This is a genomic window from Amycolatopsis sp. CA-128772 (genome assembly GCF_002904295.1).
In the GTDB taxonomy this organism is placed as follows: domain Bacteria; phylum Actinomycetota; class Actinomycetes; order Mycobacteriales; family Pseudonocardiaceae; genus Amycolatopsis.
Genome location: NZ_PPHG01000027.1, coordinates 242,064 through 258,983 on the forward strand (window position 1 = coordinate 242,064; position 16,920 = coordinate 258,983).

At 68.7% G+C, this 16,920-nt stretch carries 15 protein-coding genes and 2 pseudogenes; 6 read left to right on the forward strand and 11 right to left on the reverse strand.

From position 1 onward, the window contains the following. Positions 1–388: 388 nt before the first annotated feature. The 3 genes from C2L59_RS13480 to C2L59_RS47070 all read right to left on the reverse strand — a co-directional run bounded on the left by C2L59_RS13480 (position 389) and on the right by C2L59_RS47070 (position 3,019). On the reverse strand, positions 389–883 hold the full coding sequence (locus tag C2L59_RS13480) for an ATP-binding protein (protein ID WP_103349846.1): 495 nt from the start codon (positions 881–883) through the stop codon (positions 389–391). A 1-nt stretch (position 884) separates the two neighbouring features. Then, positions 885–1,298: an STAS domain-containing protein gene (locus tag C2L59_RS13485; protein ID WP_199199054.1), complete on the reverse strand. Its 414-nt coding sequence runs from the start codon at positions 1,296–1,298 to the stop codon at positions 885–887. A gap of 1,538 nt (positions 1,299–2,836) precedes the next feature. After that, positions 2,837–3,019, reverse strand: a complete 183-nt coding sequence (locus tag C2L59_RS47070) for a hypothetical protein (protein ID WP_146060367.1) — start codon at positions 3,017–3,019, stop codon at positions 2,837–2,839. 942 nt (positions 3,020–3,961) lie between these two features. Between C2L59_RS47070 and C2L59_RS49825 the strand changes: the two genes are divergently transcribed. Next, the gene (locus tag C2L59_RS49825; protein WP_255410256.1) at positions 3,962–4,084 is read left to right on the forward strand and encodes a hypothetical protein; all 123 of its coding nucleotides are present in this window, start codon (positions 3,962–3,964) and stop codon (positions 4,082–4,084) included. Between the two features lie 424 nt (positions 4,085–4,508). Here the strand turns inward: C2L59_RS49825 and C2L59_RS13500 are convergent, their stop codons facing one another. Further along, on the reverse strand, positions 4,509–4,925 hold the full coding sequence (locus C2L59_RS13500) for a hypothetical protein (protein WP_233223467.1): 417 nt from the start codon (positions 4,923–4,925) through the stop codon (positions 4,509–4,511). Between the two features lie 57 nt (positions 4,926–4,982). Here C2L59_RS13500 and C2L59_RS13505 point away from each other — a divergent pair, with 57 nt between their 5' ends. The 3 genes from C2L59_RS13505 (at position 4,983) to C2L59_RS13515 (ending at position 5,848) form a co-directional block, all read left to right on the forward strand. After that, positions 4,983–5,207 carry a helix-turn-helix domain-containing protein gene (locus C2L59_RS13505; RefSeq protein ID WP_255410260.1) on the forward strand — a complete coding sequence of 75 codons (225 nt, stop codon included), beginning with the start codon at positions 4,983–4,985 and terminating at the stop codon, positions 5,205–5,207. A gap of 66 nt (positions 5,208–5,273) precedes the next feature. Then, on the forward strand, positions 5,274–5,570 hold the full coding sequence (locus C2L59_RS13510; protein ID WP_199199055.1) for a hypothetical protein: 297 nt from the start codon (positions 5,274–5,276) through the stop codon (positions 5,568–5,570). Then, positions 5,567–5,848 carry a phosphatase PAP2 family protein gene (locus C2L59_RS13515; protein ID WP_233223469.1) on the forward strand — a complete coding sequence of 94 codons (282 nt, stop codon included), beginning with the start codon at positions 5,567–5,569 and terminating at the stop codon, positions 5,846–5,848. The genes C2L59_RS13510 and C2L59_RS13515 overlap by 4 nt, the downstream gene beginning before the upstream one ends. A 228-nt stretch (positions 5,849–6,076) precedes the next feature. Here C2L59_RS13515 and C2L59_RS48900 read toward each other — a convergent pair whose 3' ends face one another. The 7 genes and pseudogenes from C2L59_RS48900 to C2L59_RS13555 all read right to left on the reverse strand — a co-directional run bounded on the left by C2L59_RS48900 (position 6,077) and on the right by C2L59_RS13555 (position 14,227). After that, on the reverse strand, positions 6,077–6,337 hold the full coding sequence (locus C2L59_RS48900; protein WP_233223470.1) for a hypothetical protein: 261 nt from the start codon (positions 6,335–6,337) through the stop codon (positions 6,077–6,079). Between the two features lie 215 nt (positions 6,338–6,552). Next, on the reverse strand, positions 6,553–7,386 hold the full coding sequence (locus C2L59_RS13525) for a S1 family peptidase (RefSeq protein ID WP_103349849.1): 834 nt from the start codon (positions 7,384–7,386) through the stop codon (positions 6,553–6,555). A 174-nt stretch (positions 7,387–7,560) separates the two neighbouring features. Beyond that, on the reverse strand, positions 7,561–7,743 hold the full coding sequence (locus tag C2L59_RS50345; protein WP_103349850.1) for a transposase: 183 nt from the start codon (positions 7,741–7,743) through the stop codon (positions 7,561–7,563). A 139-nt stretch (positions 7,744–7,882) separates the two neighbouring features. After that, positions 7,883–8,278, reverse strand: a pseudogene (locus tag C2L59_RS48080) (carotenoid oxygenase family protein); the annotation flags it as partial. A 1,885-nt stretch (positions 8,279–10,163) separates the two neighbouring features. Then, positions 10,164–11,456 (reverse strand): annotated as a pseudogene (locus C2L59_RS13540) (IS256 family transposase). Positions 11,457–11,537: 81 nt separating this feature from the next. Next, entirely contained in the window at positions 11,538–12,287 is a 750-nt protein-coding gene (locus C2L59_RS13545) for a GAF and ANTAR domain-containing protein (protein ID WP_103349851.1), read from the reverse strand. Between the two features lie 812 nt (positions 12,288–13,099). Beyond that, positions 13,100–14,227, reverse strand: coding sequence for a UDP-N-acetylglucosamine 2-epimerase (locus C2L59_RS13555; RefSeq protein ID WP_199199056.1), 1,128 nt, complete (start codon positions 14,225–14,227; stop codon positions 13,100–13,102). Between the two features lie 168 nt (positions 14,228–14,395). On the opposite strand from C2L59_RS13555, the gene C2L59_RS13560 reads away from it, so the two are divergent. Both C2L59_RS13560 and C2L59_RS13565 read left to right on the forward strand, forming a co-directional pair. Further along, positions 14,396–15,613: a sensor histidine kinase gene (locus tag C2L59_RS13560; RefSeq protein WP_146060368.1), complete on the forward strand. Its 1,218-nt coding sequence runs from the start codon at positions 14,396–14,398 to the stop codon at positions 15,611–15,613. Beyond that, a complete protein-coding gene (locus C2L59_RS13565; protein ID WP_103349854.1) occupies positions 15,610–16,302 on the forward strand; it encodes a response regulator transcription factor in 693 nt (230 codons plus the stop codon). Before C2L59_RS13560 ends, C2L59_RS13565 begins: the two co-directional genes overlap by 4 nt. Positions 16,303–16,920 lie beyond the last annotated feature (618 nt).

The window sequence follows — 16,920 nt, forward strand, 5'->3', positions numbered from 1 at the left end:
ATCGGAACTCCAGCGTGGACAGACTTGGTGAGGTATGCGAGGTGAGGACGATGCCCGGCTCCAGCACCCCGGCCGCGGTGACCCGGCGAGCCGACTGGGTGGACATGCACCGCGCGAACCTCGCCGCGCACGCCGCCGGCCAGGCCGCCCGCCGCGCGGGCACCGCGGCGGTCACGGACGCGCGGAATCCGTTTCCGGTCGGCACCGACGAGCGGTACTGGTGGCGCGAGGGTTTCCATCGCCGCCCGTTCACGCCGTTGACCACCGACGAGATCCTGCTGCGCCGCCACCTCGGCAACCCTCCGCACACAGACGGCCACGCAGACGAGCATCAGCACCATGACGCCGATGCCGGTGCGGGCCAGCCGCAGCGTGTAGGGGCAGGCGCTCAGCGCCGTGCCCTCGGCATGGCCCAGCTCATGGTCACGGTGGTTCCGGCCGCGCCGGCGTCGATGCAGGCCTCGTCGGCGAGTTTACGGATCAACGGGATCCCGCGGCCGTGCAAAGGCACGGGGCGCGGCACCGGCTGCCACTGGCCGCGGTCGGTGACGGTGATCGTGACGGCCTCGAGGCACGCGTGGGCCTCAACGTCGAAGGTGCCGGTCGCGGTGGCGGGATAGGCGTGCACGACGACGTTGGCCATGGCCTCGTACACGGCGATCTCGACGTCGAGGACCTGATCGGGCCGCAGCCCGGCCGCTAACGCCCAGCGGCTGATCCGCTCGCGCAGTGCCCGTACCGCGGCACCGTCGGCCGGAACCCCGGGACACCGCAGGTCGGGACAGCCGGCGCCACCGGCTCGCGACAGGGGGGTGCCCTCACGTGCACCCGGCCCGCCCGGTTCGCCGGGGTCGAGCGGCGCGGACGAGGGCAGGGCGGCCATGTCAGGCGATCAGGGCCGCAGCGCGGGTGCCGACGACGGTAAGCAGGGCGTCCACGCCGGCGGCGGTGATGGAGCGTTCCGCGGCGCTGCCGGGTATGACCACGACCCGGACGGCGATGGCCGCGCCGGCGGCCTGGTCGGCTTGCAGCAGCACGCTCAGGCCCGCCGAGGCGAGAAAGGTGACCCCGGTCAGGTCGATCACCAGCACGCCGGGACCGCGGGCGAGGGCGGCGCTGACCGCATCGGCCAGCAGCGGCACCGTCAGCATGTCCACCTCGCCGGTCGCGGCCACCATCACGACCTCGGCAGAGTCACCGTCGGCAGGGTCGCCGTCGGGTTCGGACGCGACCGTGGTCGTGGTGTGCACCTGCAGCAGGTCCTCGGCGTCGCCCGCGGATCCCTCGGGCAGGCTCACCGCACCCGACCTGATTCCGACACCACCATGGCGGGTTCCCCTTTCGCATGCCCGATGCGCTCGTGCGCGACGAAGAGGTGACCAGCGGGGTCACCCGGGCGACCTGTACCCGTTCTCCGCCGCAGCGAAACGGTCTTGCGGGGTGCTGGTGGTGGCCACGCCCGCGGCGTCGGGGGGATCCGCCCCGGGCGTGACTGTCACTAATTTCGGTCAGGACACCCGTGCCCGGCCAGGGCCGAAAGCCCCAACGGGTGCCGCGGCCGCGCGGTGCACCTGCCGATGATCACCGTTGGGCAACAGATGGCGCACGCGGTAACCGGAATCGCTGGTGCGACGATTACCCAGGTAGTTGACGTCTTTCGCCGCCGCCTGCCAGCCCGTTCACGGAAGCGCACCGCCGATGGCCCCATTCTCGCGCCGGGTCACTCTCCGAGCTCAGCACCGCACCGTCACCCTCGACAAACCGGCCTGCGAGCCGGCGGATCCGCGCAACATCCCCGCCGACGGCAGAGGGCACACCACCCTCGCCTACCGGGGGTCCTGCTGACCCGCCTGGACGGCTCGCACAGCACCCAGCAGTGGCTGCCGATGGGAGCGGGCCCGTCCTTCGCCGACGATGAGGCCCTCGTCGCCGCCCTGCACCAGGCCCTCTGCTGGGCGCCGGAGGGCCCATGCGGGCATCATGCAGTTGCGGACGGCGGCCGGCCGGAATGATGGTGCTGTACACCGCCCCGACGGTGTCCTCCGCGTTCCGGCGGTCACCGCCTGTCCCCGTGATCGAGCCGCAAGCTCGATGACCAGTGAGCTACCCACCCGGCGGCCTGGTTCAACCGTGCATGGCGACATCGTCGGAAACCGGACGGTTCAGCACCTGGGCGGCGGCATCGTGCGGGAGCCCGACCGGTGGCCGGCTGTGCCGTGTGGCGGAGACAACCCCGACCGCGGCGGCGGATCGGTCCGAAACCCCGGGGCGCTGCTGATCCTAGGAGACAAGAACCCCGCTTCGGTATGCAGTCCCCTCCGCCGCCGCGGCGCCGGGCTTGTCCGGCACACTGCTGCTGCTCCCCGCACATACCCGGCTACGCGGCGGTGACCCGACTCGACCTGCTCGCCGACGGCCGCCCGCTGCCCCCACCACGTCCCCACGCCACCGAAGATGACGACGTCCGCCCGGGCCCGGCCTGGACCGTGCCCACCTACTCCACCCGGACTGCTGTCACGATCGGTAACACCACGGTCGTAACGGAGCGACAACGACAGGACGGGCGAAGGTCAGGCGGACCAGTTGCCGCATCCGGTCATCGCTGGCATGCACGTCCGGTACATGCTAATTGCCCCCCGCCCTCGGCGCCGCCGGGCGCTATGCAATCGGCCGCGTCAGCGTAGGCGTCTCGATCCTCCGTCCTGGATCCCCGCGCGGGGTGAGTGCTGCGTGGAACCACGCCCCGCCGCCCGCCCGACGAAGACGCCGAGACGACCACAGCGCCGTCTCAGGGGTGATGTCTAAGGCGGTTCATCGCCCGGGCATGCGATTGGGGTCAGCAGTAGACGTCACCGCAGACCTGCAGGATGATCGCCGTCGCCGTCATGGTCTTCGACTGGCCGCCCTGCTGCAGCTTCACCGACACGGTGACGAAGTCGTCGCCGGAGAGGTTGTCGACTCGGCACCCCGGCGAGGTGCTCGTGCAGCTGCCCGCCAGGATCTGATAGCCGGCTGGCACGGTCCAGGTGTAGGTCGTCCCGGCTGCCGCTCCCTGCACGAGGAAACCGGCGGAAAACGGGCCGGGTCCGAACTTGGCGCTGTTTCGGCAATTCCCCAGGTAAGGGCCCGTCGGACCGGGGGAAACCTGGCAACCGAAAGTTTCCCCGCCGAACGCCGACGCCGGGACCGCGGTCAGCAGTCCAGCCGTCACGACGGTGCCGGCGAGAACAGCCGCGGCCTTGGCTGAACGCATGGTCATCACTCCGAAAGCTCGTCGACGGGGAACTGGTCAGGAACGCTACGTCCTGCGTTGCCGCGTTCACAGGTCTGAAAGGGTGCTAGATCGATGACGCGCCGAAAGGGGGCCGATGCCGGGCGCGCCCACCGCGGCGACGCCCGGCGCGTCGGAGTCAGCCTCCCGCCACCGTGCCGGTGGCGGCCACCGATCCGCCGTAGGTGAGGGTCGGTCCGAAGCAGACCGACCACGAGTTGGCGGCCACGCTCGACGCAGCGCACTCCGAGGTGCCCGGCGTCGCGGCGACTTGTACAGCGTCACCGTCGCTCGCACGCGGAGGAGGCCGGACAGGTCGTTGCGCACGATCACGGCTCCCTGCACACCGGTCCCGCAGACCGTCCTGACGCCGCGGTGTCCGGGCACCTGGAACGTCACCCGGGCTTCGAGCCGTCATCGGCTGGCCCCGGAGGCATCCCTGCGCACCACACCACCGAACACCGCGGTGCTTTCGGAGTTCTTTCCACCGGCTGTCGCCCCGGGTCGGGACCGGCGACGGCACCCTCATCGGTATCGTCTCGACACCTCCCCTGAAGGGAAATGCCGGCGCGGGACGTGCGGTCATGTCCGGGGAGCGAGGCAACACTCCGCCATGGTGCTGCCCAGTTCTTCAGTGGCCGCCCAGGCTGCGACGTCCTCGAAGACGGCGAGGGCCTTAGACCAGGTCTGGTGCGCCCGGTCGAAGCGGCCTTGAGCGTGCAGAACCTGGCCGGCACCGACCAGCGCTTCGGCTTCGAGCTGCCACTCGCCGAGCTCGACCGCGATGTGGTGGGCGTAGCAAAGTCGGCGTAAGCGTCGTCCAAAGTGCCGAGCCGGAGGTGGATGTGGCCGCGCGTGTCACGTGAGTAGGCGCGCATGCCCGCGGCGTCGAGCGCCTGCTGGTGGTCTCCGCTCTCACCGTACAAGTCGGCTGCGTTCAGCGCTCTCTCGATGAATTCGCGGGCGTCGGTGGTGTGCCCCGCGTGCTGCGGTGCCGTTGCCAGGTTGTTCCAGGCGCGCCATGCGCGTTTCGGATGCGGCGGGAGGGCGAGGGCTCGGCGGCACCGCGCGATCGCCTCGGCCGCACGGCCGGCCGTGATCGCGATCCGGGCGAGGTTGGTCAGCGTTTCGGCCTTGGCCATGCGGTCGCCGCGTGCCCGGTCGAGAGCGAGCGCGTCCTGGCCGCGTTCCTCGGTCGCGGCGACATCTCGGAGGAGCTAGTGGCAAAGCCGTTCAGTTAGGGCGGTGGCTGGGCTGTCAAGATCGCTTCTATCTCGATGATGATGGTGGCGGGGTGGCTGGGGCCGCGGTGGCGTCCTTTGGCGGTGCTGGCGACGTACTTGGAGATTGCGCGTTTGACGACTCGGGGGTTGGTGCGGATCCGGCGGGCGGGCAGTAGCTGATCCAGGATGTGACGGCCGATGGCCCCGACCAGGTCGATCACGGTGTCGGCGATGACGCCTGCGGCGGCGATGAGCTGGTCGTGGGCGGCGTGCAGGGCGACAGTGAAACTGCCGCGGTCGGAATCGATATCGGTGCGGTCGAGAGTGGTGTCGCTGATCACGATCCGCAGCGCCTGATAAGTGATCAGGAGGGCGTAGATCTCTTGGGTGACCCCGGCCGGGGTGCGTGAGCGCAGTACCCGCCCGCCCATGCTGGTGGCTTTGACCCGGCCGCGCGGCGCGTCTGATGGCGAAGCACCGAAATTACCCTGTCAAAGACCGAGTTCGACCTGCTCGAACTATTGGTCCGCAACGCCGGGATCGTGCTCGACGGCACCACGATCTACCAGCGGATCTGGGGCTACGAATTCGGGTCGGAATCCAAGAATATCGCCGTCTACATCGGCTGCCTGCGGCGCAAGCTGGAACAGGCCGGGGCTACCGACCTGATCCACACCGTCCGCGGGGTGGGCTATTCGGTGCGGCCGGCATGAACCCTGCGCAGCAAGCTCGCGATCGCCTTCGCCGGGGTCGGCGCGGCGGCTGCGATCCTGGTTGGGGTGTTCAGCTACCAGGCCGCCTCGCAGCGGATCAACGCGGAACTCGACCGGTCTCTATTGACGACGTTGGCGGAAGTCGCGGCCGGCGCGACGCAGATACTCGCCCCGAGCCCGGTCACGCCCGGTCCCGATGACGACGACCACGACGAAGCCCAGCCCATGGTCGCCCCGGACGGCGCCGTCCGCCCCATCGGCGGGCGGCCGGTCCGCCTCGCCGTCGACCGTGAAGACCGGGCGCTCGCCGCGACCGGCGCCCTCGGCGACCACCGCTACTACTCATTCCCAGCAACCACGTGACGATCGCCGTGTCCGCCGTCGCCCTGCTCCTCGTCCGTCGCCGGATCGGGCTGATCTCGCTTGCGGTAGCGGCGCTGATCGGATTCTCCCGGGTGTACATCGGTGCGCACTACGTTTACGACGTGCTCGCCGGGGCTGTGCTCGGCACGACGGTGGCGCTGATCGGCCTGCTGGTGCGTGCACCATTGACCGCGGTCGTCATCCGGCTGCGGCAGGGGAGGCTGCGCCCTGTGGTCGGGACGGCCGTGGTCGATGAGCCTTCACTGCGCACCGGCTGATACGTCCGCCTTGCTCCACTCTCAGGGGAGACTGGCGAATTAGCCGTCCGAGAGGCACGGCTGTCTCAACAACTGGAAAGCTGCCTGCTCGTCGCGGCACAGTCCGATCGAACGACAGCAGGTCGCGATTCTCCAGCCGGCAATCCTCGACCGCCGGTGCGACTCAGCCGATGCCCAACACGGACTTCGCGGTCGTCCAGTCGGTGAGCATCGCGTGCTGAGCGTCGGCTAGCGTGGCCTGGCCCCGCACACGGCCTTCTTCACCGCGTTTTCGACCGAGTCCTTGCTGGAGGCATTCTGGTCACCCGCGTGTGGCTCGGGCCAGAGATCCTTCGGGACATTCGAGGCGTCACCGAGTTCCAGCGGGAGGAAGTGGTCCTCGTAGTCCGACATGCTGGTGGCGCTGTAGCCGTAGTCGATGATGCCCCGTTTCTTCAGGGCGTTCGTGTAACTCGTCGACGGCCGGATCGTCGCGGTCCAGCCGGACACACAGATCGTCGAGCCGATCGTGGCCTGGGTGACGTCGGGGTTCAGGGCACCGGGAGTGCACGCCGGGTACGGCAGCGGCAGATCCGCCTGCGAACACGTCGAGGTGACCGTGCTCGCCTGGGCGCCGGGAGTGACCGCGCAGGCCAGGGCGAGCGCGGCAAACCGCGGATGGTGACAGACAAGGTGATCCTTCGGGTGCTGTGGGGACGGGGAGGTCAGGCGAGGCCGACGCCGTAGGCGTTCAGCGCCGCGGTGACCGGCTGGAAGTAGTCGGTGGTGCTGTCGCCGCCGGACACGGTGCCCAACGCGGTGCTGCCGTCGAACAGGGCGCCGCCGCTGTCTCCGTGGTCGGAGTAGACGTTCGTTTCGATCAGGCCGTAGACGACGTCGCCGTTGCCGTAGTTCACGGTCTGGTCGAGCGCGGTGACCGTGCCGCAGGTCAGCCCGGTGGTGCGTCCGCTCTTGCAGACCTGCTCGCCGACGTAGGCGTCGCCGGCCTGCGTGATGGGCTGCGTGGTGCCGTCGTAGAGGTCGACCTCGCCCGGGCCGTCGCCGGAGTCGTTGCGGATCAGGCCGTAGTCGGTGCCCGGGAAGCTCGAGTCGACCGAAGGGCCGATCCCCCGCCAGGAGGGGCCGCCCTGGGTGCAGTGCCCGGCCGTGATGATGTATCGCTGCCCGCCGCTGGTGACGTTGAACCCAGCCGAGCAGATGATCGAGCCGGTACTGATCTCGTCGCCGTCGTAAACTTGTGTCGTCAGTGGTTTCGCGGTGTGCTTGACGCGCACGGCCGAGCCGAGGGACGCGATCGCCGAGCGCAGAGCGCCCATTCCGGCGCCGCGGGCGGCGTCGGAGATCTTCACGACGACCTGGTGTGTGGCCGGGTCGATGCCCCACGCGGTGTTGGGCACGTCGTGCACGCGGTCGAGCGTCGCTTTTGCCGAAGCCAGGGTCGATGCGCTCGGCGCCGCCGAAGCCGGGGCCCCCAACGCGAGTACCGATGCCGTGGCGATCCCGGCGGCGAACAGGATTCTGGACAGGGACGTGGTCATAGGCACTCCCAGGTGAACCGGAACGGGGACGCCGACAGAGTCCCCGCACAGAGCCCCGAACCACTACCTACCTCGGTATGGAACTGTCGGCTGGTTGCGGCCAGTTAACCGATATCCTGGCGTTCCCTCAGTTCGGGCCAAGCGGGCAGCTAGTACGACAACCACGCAAATCGTTCACTTTGGATCTTGCCGTGACCGCCGCTTCCAAAAGCGCAGGCAGGACTCGCTGATACCCAGGTCCCTCGCCAGTGCAGCGACTGGTTTGTCACCCAGACGGGCCAGTTCTACGGCACGCTGACGGAACTCAGTGGGTGCGGTGCGGGCATTTGAACATCCTCCCTGGTGACCGGCGGTCACCTCAGGCGAGGTATCCGGACAACCGGGGGAAGCTCAGAACTCGTCGAGCCCCGCTGCTGGAAAGGCGCCCGATTAGCTGATCGTGGAGGGCAGGCCGGTGCAGTCGTCGTTGATGCTGGGGAAGTCCGTCACCAGGTTGTCAAGTTGCTGTTCGGTCGCGGTCCCCGTTGCAGGGTCCAGCATTCACCGGGTCGCGATCGCCCCGCTGACCGGGGCGATCGGGTGGCCTGGCGCCGATCCACCACCAGCGGTTGGGGATGCCGGAGGCATTCTCGGAGTCGAAAACGACTGGCAGGTCGAGGACCACGGCTTTGGTCGCGGTGATGGCGAAGTCGTGCATGAGGCGCGGTCCGCTGCCGTCGACCATCCGGCTGCAAGTGTTGTGGCCTTTGGGCGAGGCGATGTAGTAGGTCAGGTGCGGCGGGAACGGCGAATAGCTGAAGAAGTGCAACTCGCCCGTCGTCGGGTCCTGCTTAAAGTGCGCGGTCATCGCCGAGGTCAGCTTGCCGTGGAAGTCGAACGGGCCGACAGTGTCGAGTTCGGGCGTGACTTCCTTGGCAGGTCGGCCTCTTGGAGCGCGCTGAGCCGGCCGCCGTGCTCGATGATGTGGGTGCCCGCGACGCTAGCGGTGAGATCGATGCTGCCGTCGTCGCGCCGTCGAGAGCCGGGGTCTTGACCAACGGTTGCGGTACTACTGGGCGCGCCCGGGTGCCACGCGCCACTCACGCTACGGGGATCTACGCGTCGGCCGGCCAACCCAAGAACACGAACGCGTGACGCCCAGTCAGGTCGCCGAAAGCGGTGTTTGTCGAGGAGCACCGACATCGCTGCGCCCGATGCTCACAACCACGACGACGGCGGCGGGACGCCACGCCAACCCACGATAACCAGGCCAATCACGCGCTCTCCAGGCCGAACGTCGCAAAGGACGCGGCGCCGAGCTGGGCCTCGAGCACCCAGGCGGCTTTGAACCTGGCTACGCGGACCGAGCTCGAACGCCGCACCCTCCAAGAATCCCTGAGCCCCCACCGAAGGGCCATCTGGCTGACTCGCAGCGTGGCGCTCAGCCGGGCTCTGCAGACACTCGGGCCAGTGCTCCAACGCTGCTGGGACCCAAATGCGGCGTTCTTCTCCAAACCCGAGCAGCGACGGCCGAGCGCCACGCTATCCCGGACGTACCCGCGAGGCGGCCCATCAATCCCACGCCATGGATCGATTCACTCAGACGGACCGGCCAGTGCTCTGGCACACAGCGCGTGACGCCGAGCCCGATCACATGCACCGAGGGGGTGAAGTCCGGCGCGGACCAGAACTCGAACACCACGTCCGACTACCCCTACCACCGCGGGCAACCCACTAACCGACATGTTCGGCCAGACAAGGAATTCTGTCACACGAAACGGCTGGCGTCCTGTCCACACCAGGCGCTTAGCAGGATTGCCGTGATCGAGCGGCCCTGCGCACGAAGGTCAAGACGCTACGCGCAGCAACCAAAACCCCCGGCAACACTGCACACCGTGACCGGATACGGCGTGGCGCCCGACTCGGCGACGCATCTCGGGGGAGGGAAGACACCGCCGCCTCCATCGCACCCAGCGACCGCCGAGCGCCACACCACCCACAGCGTAACCCCGTCGACGCGGGCTCACCACCACAACCCGGACGTGTTCTCGCCATCGCGCTTGCAACGCCGGACCGATCCGCGTCACGGCGAGAAAGCGTGTTTCGTCCCGGGCCTACCCGACATTAGAAGCAGCACGGAAACAACGACACATCCCACCAGACCCCGCCGCACCAGGGAGACTAACCGATGCGACGCCACCCTCCCAGTCCCAATCGAACCGCCCTCTTCAGCCGCTAGCAACTCGCCTGCTGGACCGAACAACCCGAGGCCGTCACCAGGCCGGTAAACGACCGGGTCCAACCGGACCAATCAGCTCGACACCTCAGGTCGAATGCCCGCGACGCCGCCAGTCCCCACATCACTGTGCCACGACTTCAGGAGTACGATTTCTGCAAGCAAATCCGCCGCCGCTGCCCGACCCGGAAAGCTCTGCCTCATCTTCGACAAATACGGACCTGACATCAAGGCCGAGGTCGCCACGTGGTGCACGGCCAACGACATCGAGCTGGTCTACACATCCAACACGCATCCGGACTGAGCTGGATCGAGTGCGAGTTGGCCGCGGTCCGTTACTACACCTCGACGGCAACGCCTATCCCAGCCACGCTGCTCAACAGACAGCGATCGCGGCTACATCCGCCGACGAACCGCCACTGTTACCCCAGACGCCACGTCGCGGTCAACCTCAAGATCCGCCGCCCAGATTACCTACCCCAACGTTGCTTGATGCGGTACCAGCTGGTTGCGTTGGCTTTAGTAGGGTCTGTCCCGTGATCGGTGTTTCCGGCGTTGTTGATCAGTAGGTTTCGGCTCCCGGCCAGCGATCACCGAACGTGATGGCGAACGCCTTGATCACTGGCTTCCAACGCATCGTCCATCGGGCGCGGCCGGTCGCGGTCGGGTCCAGGCTGCGGGTCACAAGGTACAGGCACTTCATCGCGGCCTGCTCGGTCGGGAAATGCCCGCGTGCGCGAACCGCCCGCCGGTAACGCGCGTTCAGCGACTCGATCGCGTTCGTGGAACAGATCATCGTCCGGATCTCGACGTCGTAGTCGAGGAACGGCGTGAACTCATCCCAAGCATTGCGCCACAAACGAATCACCGCTCCATGCTTCGCACCCCATTTCTCTTCAAATTCGTCGAGAGCTGCCGCGGCGGCATCCGGGCTCGGTGCGGTATAAATGGGTTTGATATCGCGTTTCACCGCCTCCCAGTCCCGGCGAGACACCAGCCGGAAGGTGTTGCGGATCAAGTGAACAATGCAGGTCTGAACGACGGTTTGCGGCCACACGTTGGTGACAACATCCGGGAGACCCTTGAGTCCGTCGCAGACGAGGAAGAACACATCCCGGACACCGCGGTTCTTCAGGTCGATCAGCACTTATCCAGAACTTCGCGCCCTCGCCGCCCGAGCCCATCCACAGCCCCAGGACGTCCTTATGACCGTCCACGGTGACGCCGATGGCGGCGTAGACGGGCCGGTTGGCGACCTGCCCGTCGCGGACCTTGACGTGGGTGGCGTCGATGAACACCGCCACGTACACCGGGTCGAGCGGACGGTTGGCCCAGTCACTCATTTCGGCGACGACCTTGTCGGTGATCCGCGATATCGTTTCCTTGCTGACCGAGGATCCATAGATCTCGGCGAAATGCGCCGAGATATCTCCGGTCGTCCTTCCCTTCGCATACAACGACAGAACGATCTCGTCCACCTCGGTGAGCCGACGTTGCCGCTTGCGCACGATCTGCGGCTCGAACGTGCTCTCCCGGTCCCGCGGCACGTCGATACCGATCTCGCCGGCGGCGTCGGAGATCACTGTTTCGGGCGGGTGCCGTTGCGGACGTTCGTCGACTCGCGGTCCGGGTCGGCCTGGTTCTTCTCGTGCCCGAGGTGCTCGGTCATCTCCTCGTTGAGCGCGGTCTCCAGAATGTTCTTGGTGAACAGCTTCAGCAGGCCGTCCGGGCCGGTCAGCGCCAGCCCGCGGGCCTTCGCCTCGGCCACCATCGCCGCCGCGGCGGCCTGCTCCGGCGACAGCTCCCGCGCCGGCTTCGACTCACTCTTGCGTGGACTCACAAGCTCCGATGTCATCACTCACCGTGCCCATCCCGCCGGACCTCAGCCCGGCGTGTCGGGCCGAAAACACCGATCTTGGAACAGTCCCCCCGGCGATCAGGTTCCTGGTTGTGTGGAGGATTGTTCGGTGATGACGCGGTAGACGAAGTCGGCGGCGACATCGCGGAGTTTGACGTTGGTGTTCTGCGACTGGGTGATGAGCCGTTGCATGGCGGCCTTCTCGTCGATCTTGTGGATGAGCATGAGCATGCCCTTGGCTTGCTCGATCACCCCCCGGTGGCGCATCGCGGTGTTCAGGTGCTCGGCCAGGGAGTGCGCCTGCTGGTAACGGCGGTCCGCCTGCAGGGCCGACTCGACGCTCACGGTGTACAGGCGCAAAGTCGTCGCGTCGAACTGCTGGTAGCCGTGCGCTCCGAACCCGAACAGGTTCAGCGCCCCCCGCATACCGTCTTCGATCGTCAGCGGCGCGGCCAGGAAACTGCCGACCCCGAGCTCCTTGGCTTCCTGCACGAACTCCGGCCACCGCCCGCCGGCTTCGGTGATGGTGACGCGCACGATGCCACCGGTCCGGGCGGCGTCGAGGCAGGGACCTTCCCCGCTGCGGTACTGAACGCGGTCCAGCAGCACGGCCCGATCGTCGGTGCTGACCGCGGTGGCGGCCTCCCCGCCGGTGAGGGTGGTAATGCTGGCCATGTCGGCCTCGGGGACTAGCCGCACCGCTTCGGCACACACAGTGCTCAGCACGGCCTCGGTGTCCGGCGCCCGCTCGAACAGACCGGACAGGTCGGCGATGCTGGCGCCGAGCTCGTCGAGCCGGTGGGCGAAGTCGTCGTTGTCGGCTGCCACGGCAGGCGCCTCCGTCGTTCACGGCGAGCGCGCTCAAGGCGCCCTCGCCAGCGGTGTGCGGGGAGACAACCGCTGGCATCTCAACGGGGGTCACCAGAACCCTACAACCCCGTTCGCACGGTGATCAGGAACCCGTGTTTGGTTCCCCGGCTCCGGGGTAACGACAGGGCACGGTTCGGAGACTCCCGCGGGACAGTCTGGACCGAGGCTTCGCCGGCTCCAAAAGGGAGGGCCGGCGAAGCCGACCTCCAACCGGACCACGCTGTACTTGCCCGGCAGCAAGCACCTCTCGCCGCGTCGAACCTTGTTTCCGGGGTACGGGAGCGGAAGCGCGAGGTCTTGACCGAGTACCCACTCCCCGGAAGCAACGGTGCTTGACAGGTTCCTGCCGCACCAGTGTCAGTGGGTCGCACCGTCACCTACGATCTTCATGCTGCGGATCGTCGTTAAGCTGGACCCGCGCGGCGCATCACGATGATCGTCGCTCTCGCGCCCCGGGCTCGTCCCCTGATCAGCTGGCAGGCAAGCGCGATCGAGTTCTTCCGTCTGGCACGGTGGCTCAACAGGTCGCACTGCGCATCCACGTTGACCGACGCGGTCGCCGCGCATAAGCCGCACGCCACAAAGCCGCTTGGGATTATGGGAACACCGCGGATCCTGTGTCGTGCATGGACTACGCTGCCACCCACCGGCAACCGGCACCAACATGGTCTTGACCGGCATCGGTGAGCCGCTCGCGGGTAGCGGTTCGGGAGCTGACGGACTTCGCATCGGCCACCTGCTGACCTTCACAACCGCGCGACTGCCTTCGGTCATACGACGAGGCGGATTGCCGGCCGGGCCAAGGCGCGGGCCGCGTCCGCGATGCGTACACCAGCTCCTCCGTCACCGAATGGCGAAGGCAAGCCGGCCAGGTGGACGCGGCGGTCGTCGTCGGCAAGCCAGTCCAGGGCGATCGCGGTGAGGTCGGCCCGGGCGACCCCTCGGCCGAAGTCCCTCAGCGCCTTCGAGTGCTCCGTCGACTGGCGCACGACCAGCACCGGCCGTTTCAGGACCGTCGCCTCCTCCGGCACCGCACCCGAGTCGGTGACCAGCAGCCCTGCGTGCGCGGCCAGCGCCAGGAACTCCGAGTGCCACAGCCGATCCACCACCCGCAGGCCCATCCCTGACGACAGCACGCCGGCGCGCTCGATCACCGCCCTCGTCCGCGGGCTCGTGGGCAGCACGACTGGGTGACCGGCGTCGACCAGGGCGGCCAGCTGGTTCATGATCCCGAACAGCGCCTCCTCGTCATCGACGTTCTCCGGGTGCTCGATCGTGGCCAGCACGTACCGGTCGGGTTCCAGGCCCCACCGGCGCACGAGAGCGAGCCGGTCTGGCTCCGCCATGAGCCGGTGGCGCACGGCCTCGACCGCGGTGCTGCCGGTCAGCCGGACGTCCCGGCCACCGAGCCCTTCGGCCCGCAGGTTGACGACGTTGGCCGCGGTGGGCGCGCACAGCACCTGGGCGGAGCGGTCGAGCAGCACCCGGTTCTGCTCCTCAGCCGAGCCGAACTCGTGGCTGCGCACACCGGCGCCCATGCGCACCAGCGGGATGCCGTTGGCGCCGGCGGCCAGCGCCCCGGCGAGCGCGGTGTCGGACGCGCCGTGCACGACCACCGCATCCGGCAGGTCGGCGGCGAACGCGCGGTCGAACCGCCCCAACGCCACCGCGACGGAGCAGATGCGGTCGCGCGGCGTGGACGACGGCCGGCGATCGGCGCGCACCACCCGGGCCGCGTCGCCCAGCCCGGCGAGCACCGGAGCGAGCGCAAAGACCTCCGCCCGGTCGCCCAGGACCACCGCGATGCCGCCGGGACGCGGCGTGGGCATCGGCGCCCGCCGGCGCGTGGGCGTGGTCCAGACGGTCGGACGCTCGGGGTCTTGCAGGACTGCGGACATCGTTACCTCCCAAGAATCGGTCCTCTTCAGGAGATCTCCTCGGACGGGCCGGACGCGTCGTCTCGCGGTGACAATCCGCGCCATGGTGTGGACCCAGGTTGACGCGCCACCCGATCGTGGTCGCGCGAGTCGCCGGGCGACGGCCGTGCTGCTTGCATGGTGTGAGTGATGCAACGTTGGCAGCACCTGTTCCGCTCACGCCGGCCGCGTGACGTGATGGTGGCGCTGGTGATCGCCGGCCCGGCCGCGGTCGGGCTGCTCACCGGCCTGCACCGCGTTGCGCCCACGCCGACGCCCGCCGCCTTCGCCGCCATCTCCGCGCTGTGCGCCATCGTGTTGGCCCTGTGGCGGCGAGAGTCCGACTGGGCAGCGACCGTGGTCGCCTGCGCCACGTTCGCCCTGACCGACCTGCCCTACCCGATCTACGTGATGACCTACTCGCTGACCAGGCGACGCCGCTGGCCGCTCGCCTCCGTGGGCATGGCGCTACTGCTGGTCTGGCCCGCCCACCAGGCGCTGTTCGAACCGATCACCGGCGCCGGAAGCCTGTTCGAGTTCGAGCCCAGCGTGCCGGCGAACGACCTCAACGGCCTGGTCTACTGGGCACTGGCCGCAGTCGCGCCGTTCGTCATGGGACTGGCCAAGAACAGCCTGGAGGAGGCGTTGGCCGAGCGCGAGTGGCACGCCGTGCAGTCCGCGCAGCGGCAACAGCGACTGCGGGAGAGCACCCTCCGGGAACGCAGTCTGACCGAGCGGGCACGGCTGGCGTCGATGATGCACGACGGCGTCGGCCACCACGTCAGCGTGATGGTGACCACGGCCGGCGCGATCAGCGTCGACCCCGCCGCCACCGAGGCGATCAAACAGCGCTGCGAACTGATCGCCGACGTCGGCCGGGAGGCCATCAAGCAGCTCGGCGAGGTACTCGACGTCCTGTCCACCCCGGACGCGGACGGCGGCGCGGCGACATTCGGCGCCGCCGACATCGAGGACCTGGTGCAGGACTACCGGTCGCTCGGCGTTGACGTGTCCTGGCAGGTCGACGAATCCGCCGGCACGTGCGACCCGATCATCGGCGACCTGTGCTACCGCATCGTCCGCGAGTCGCTGACCAACGTGCTGCGCCACGCCGGTGAACCAAGCGCCGACGTCCGGCTCACCTGTGCCGACGGCGGCGTGCGGCTCACGGTGACCAGCCCGCTCCCCCCGCGAGACCGGCCCTCGCTGCCCGGCACGGGCCGCGGCCTGCGCCTGCTCGCTGAGGAAGCGGCGCTGGCGGGCGGCAGCCTCACCGCCGAGCCGATCAAGGAGGAGACCCGCTTCGTGCTGCGCGCCGACCTGCCGCGGCGCGGTGACGGCGACCCCGTGCGACGATCGGCGTCATGATCAAGGTGCTCCTCGTCGACGACCAAGCCCTGATCCGCGCCGGGACGACGGCGATCCTGGAGTCCGCGCCGGACATCGAGGTGGTCGGCGAGGCAGGCGACGGCGCCGAGGCGGTCGCGGTCTGCCGCGAGCGCCGACCTGACGTGGTGCTGATGGACCTGCGGATGCCCAGGGTGGACGGCGTGACCGCCACCGCCCAGCTGAAGAAGGACCCGGACCCGCCGCTCGTACTGGCGCTGACCACGTTCAACGACGACCAGCTGATGATCGACGCGCTCACCGCGGGCGCGGACGGGTTCCTGCTCAAGCAGCTCACGCCGAAGGACCTGATCAACGCGATCCGCGCGGTACACGGCGGCGCGTCGGTGCTCAACGCCGAGATCGGCCGCCGGATCCTGCGGCGCCTCTCGAGCCACGGACTCGCCGCGCCGACCGCGTTCCCCGACGCCGCCGGACGGCTCGGCCTGCTCAGCGAACGGGAGCGCGAGGTCCTGGGCCAGGTCGGCCTCGGCCTGAACAACGCCGAGATCGCCGAACGCCTCTACATGAGCGTGTCCACGGTCAAGACCTACGTGTCCCGCACCCTGGCCAAGCTCGAGCTGGATAACCGGGTGCAAGCCGCGCTGCTCGCCAGCCAGCTGCGGCTGACACCCGGCGACCACCCGCCCGGCGGTCAGCCCCTGCGGTGACGCGGGACGACGGCGCAGCTGCTCGCGTATGGCCGGTGCCGCGCCGGGTGATCGTGCCGCCGGGCAGGACGAGCGCGCCGGCCGGCGACAGCCGATTCCGCGGTGGCCGAACTCAGCCGGTGCGCAGGAAAGCCTCCTCGAGGAGGGTCGTGCCGACCAGCGGGCGCAACCTGCCCAACCGCTGATTTCGGCAGGTTGAAGTGGCCCCGGCTCGGCATTCTGAACTGGCCCCGGAGGCTGGGTTGCGACATCGGTCGGCATCTTGATGCGACTCCACCTGCCATCGTCGGCGTGGGTTCGGCACTCTGATTTGGCCCCACCTCGTTCCAGTGTTTCTGCTGGTGGAAGCTGATGCCGGTCGGTGACTATGGCGTGGTGAGCGAGCGTGAGCCCGGCCCGGTGGTGACGCTGGTGTGGGCGCTGGACGAGGTGTTCATCGGGTTCGCGGGACGACCGGTCGCGGTGGTCCGCCGCGAACTGGAGGATGCCTGCGAGCTGTGGGACTGCCGGCTGGACGCAGACACGTTGGACGTGTTCGCAGCCGAGATCGCCGCGGGTGATCCGGGTCCCGCCAGGCGGACCGGTGGAGGTGGACTGGCGGGACGCGCCGTTCTGACG

Coding starts and splice junctions, on each gene's coding strand:
- C2L59_RS13565 (WP_103349854.1), top strand. CDS start 15,610: ATGATCAAGGTGCTCCTCGTCGACGACCAAGCCCTGATCCGCGCCGGG.
- C2L59_RS13525 (WP_103349849.1), bottom strand. CDS start 7,386: ATGACCACGTCCCTGTCCAGAATCCTGTTCGCCGCCGGGATCGCCACG.
- C2L59_RS13560 (WP_146060368.1), top strand. CDS start 14,396: ATGCAACGTTGGCAGCACCTGTTCCGCTCACGCCGGCCGCGTGACGTG.
- C2L59_RS13500 (WP_233223467.1), bottom strand. CDS start 4,925: ATGGGCGGGCGGGTACTGCGCTCACGCACCCCGGCCGGGGTCACCCAA.
- C2L59_RS13480 (WP_103349846.1), bottom strand. CDS start 883: ATGGCCGCCCTGCCCTCGTCCGCGCCGCTCGACCCCGGCGAACCGGGC.
- C2L59_RS13555 (WP_199199056.1), bottom strand. CDS start 14,227: ATGTCCGCAGTCCTGCAAGACCCCGAGCGTCCGACCGTCTGGACCACG.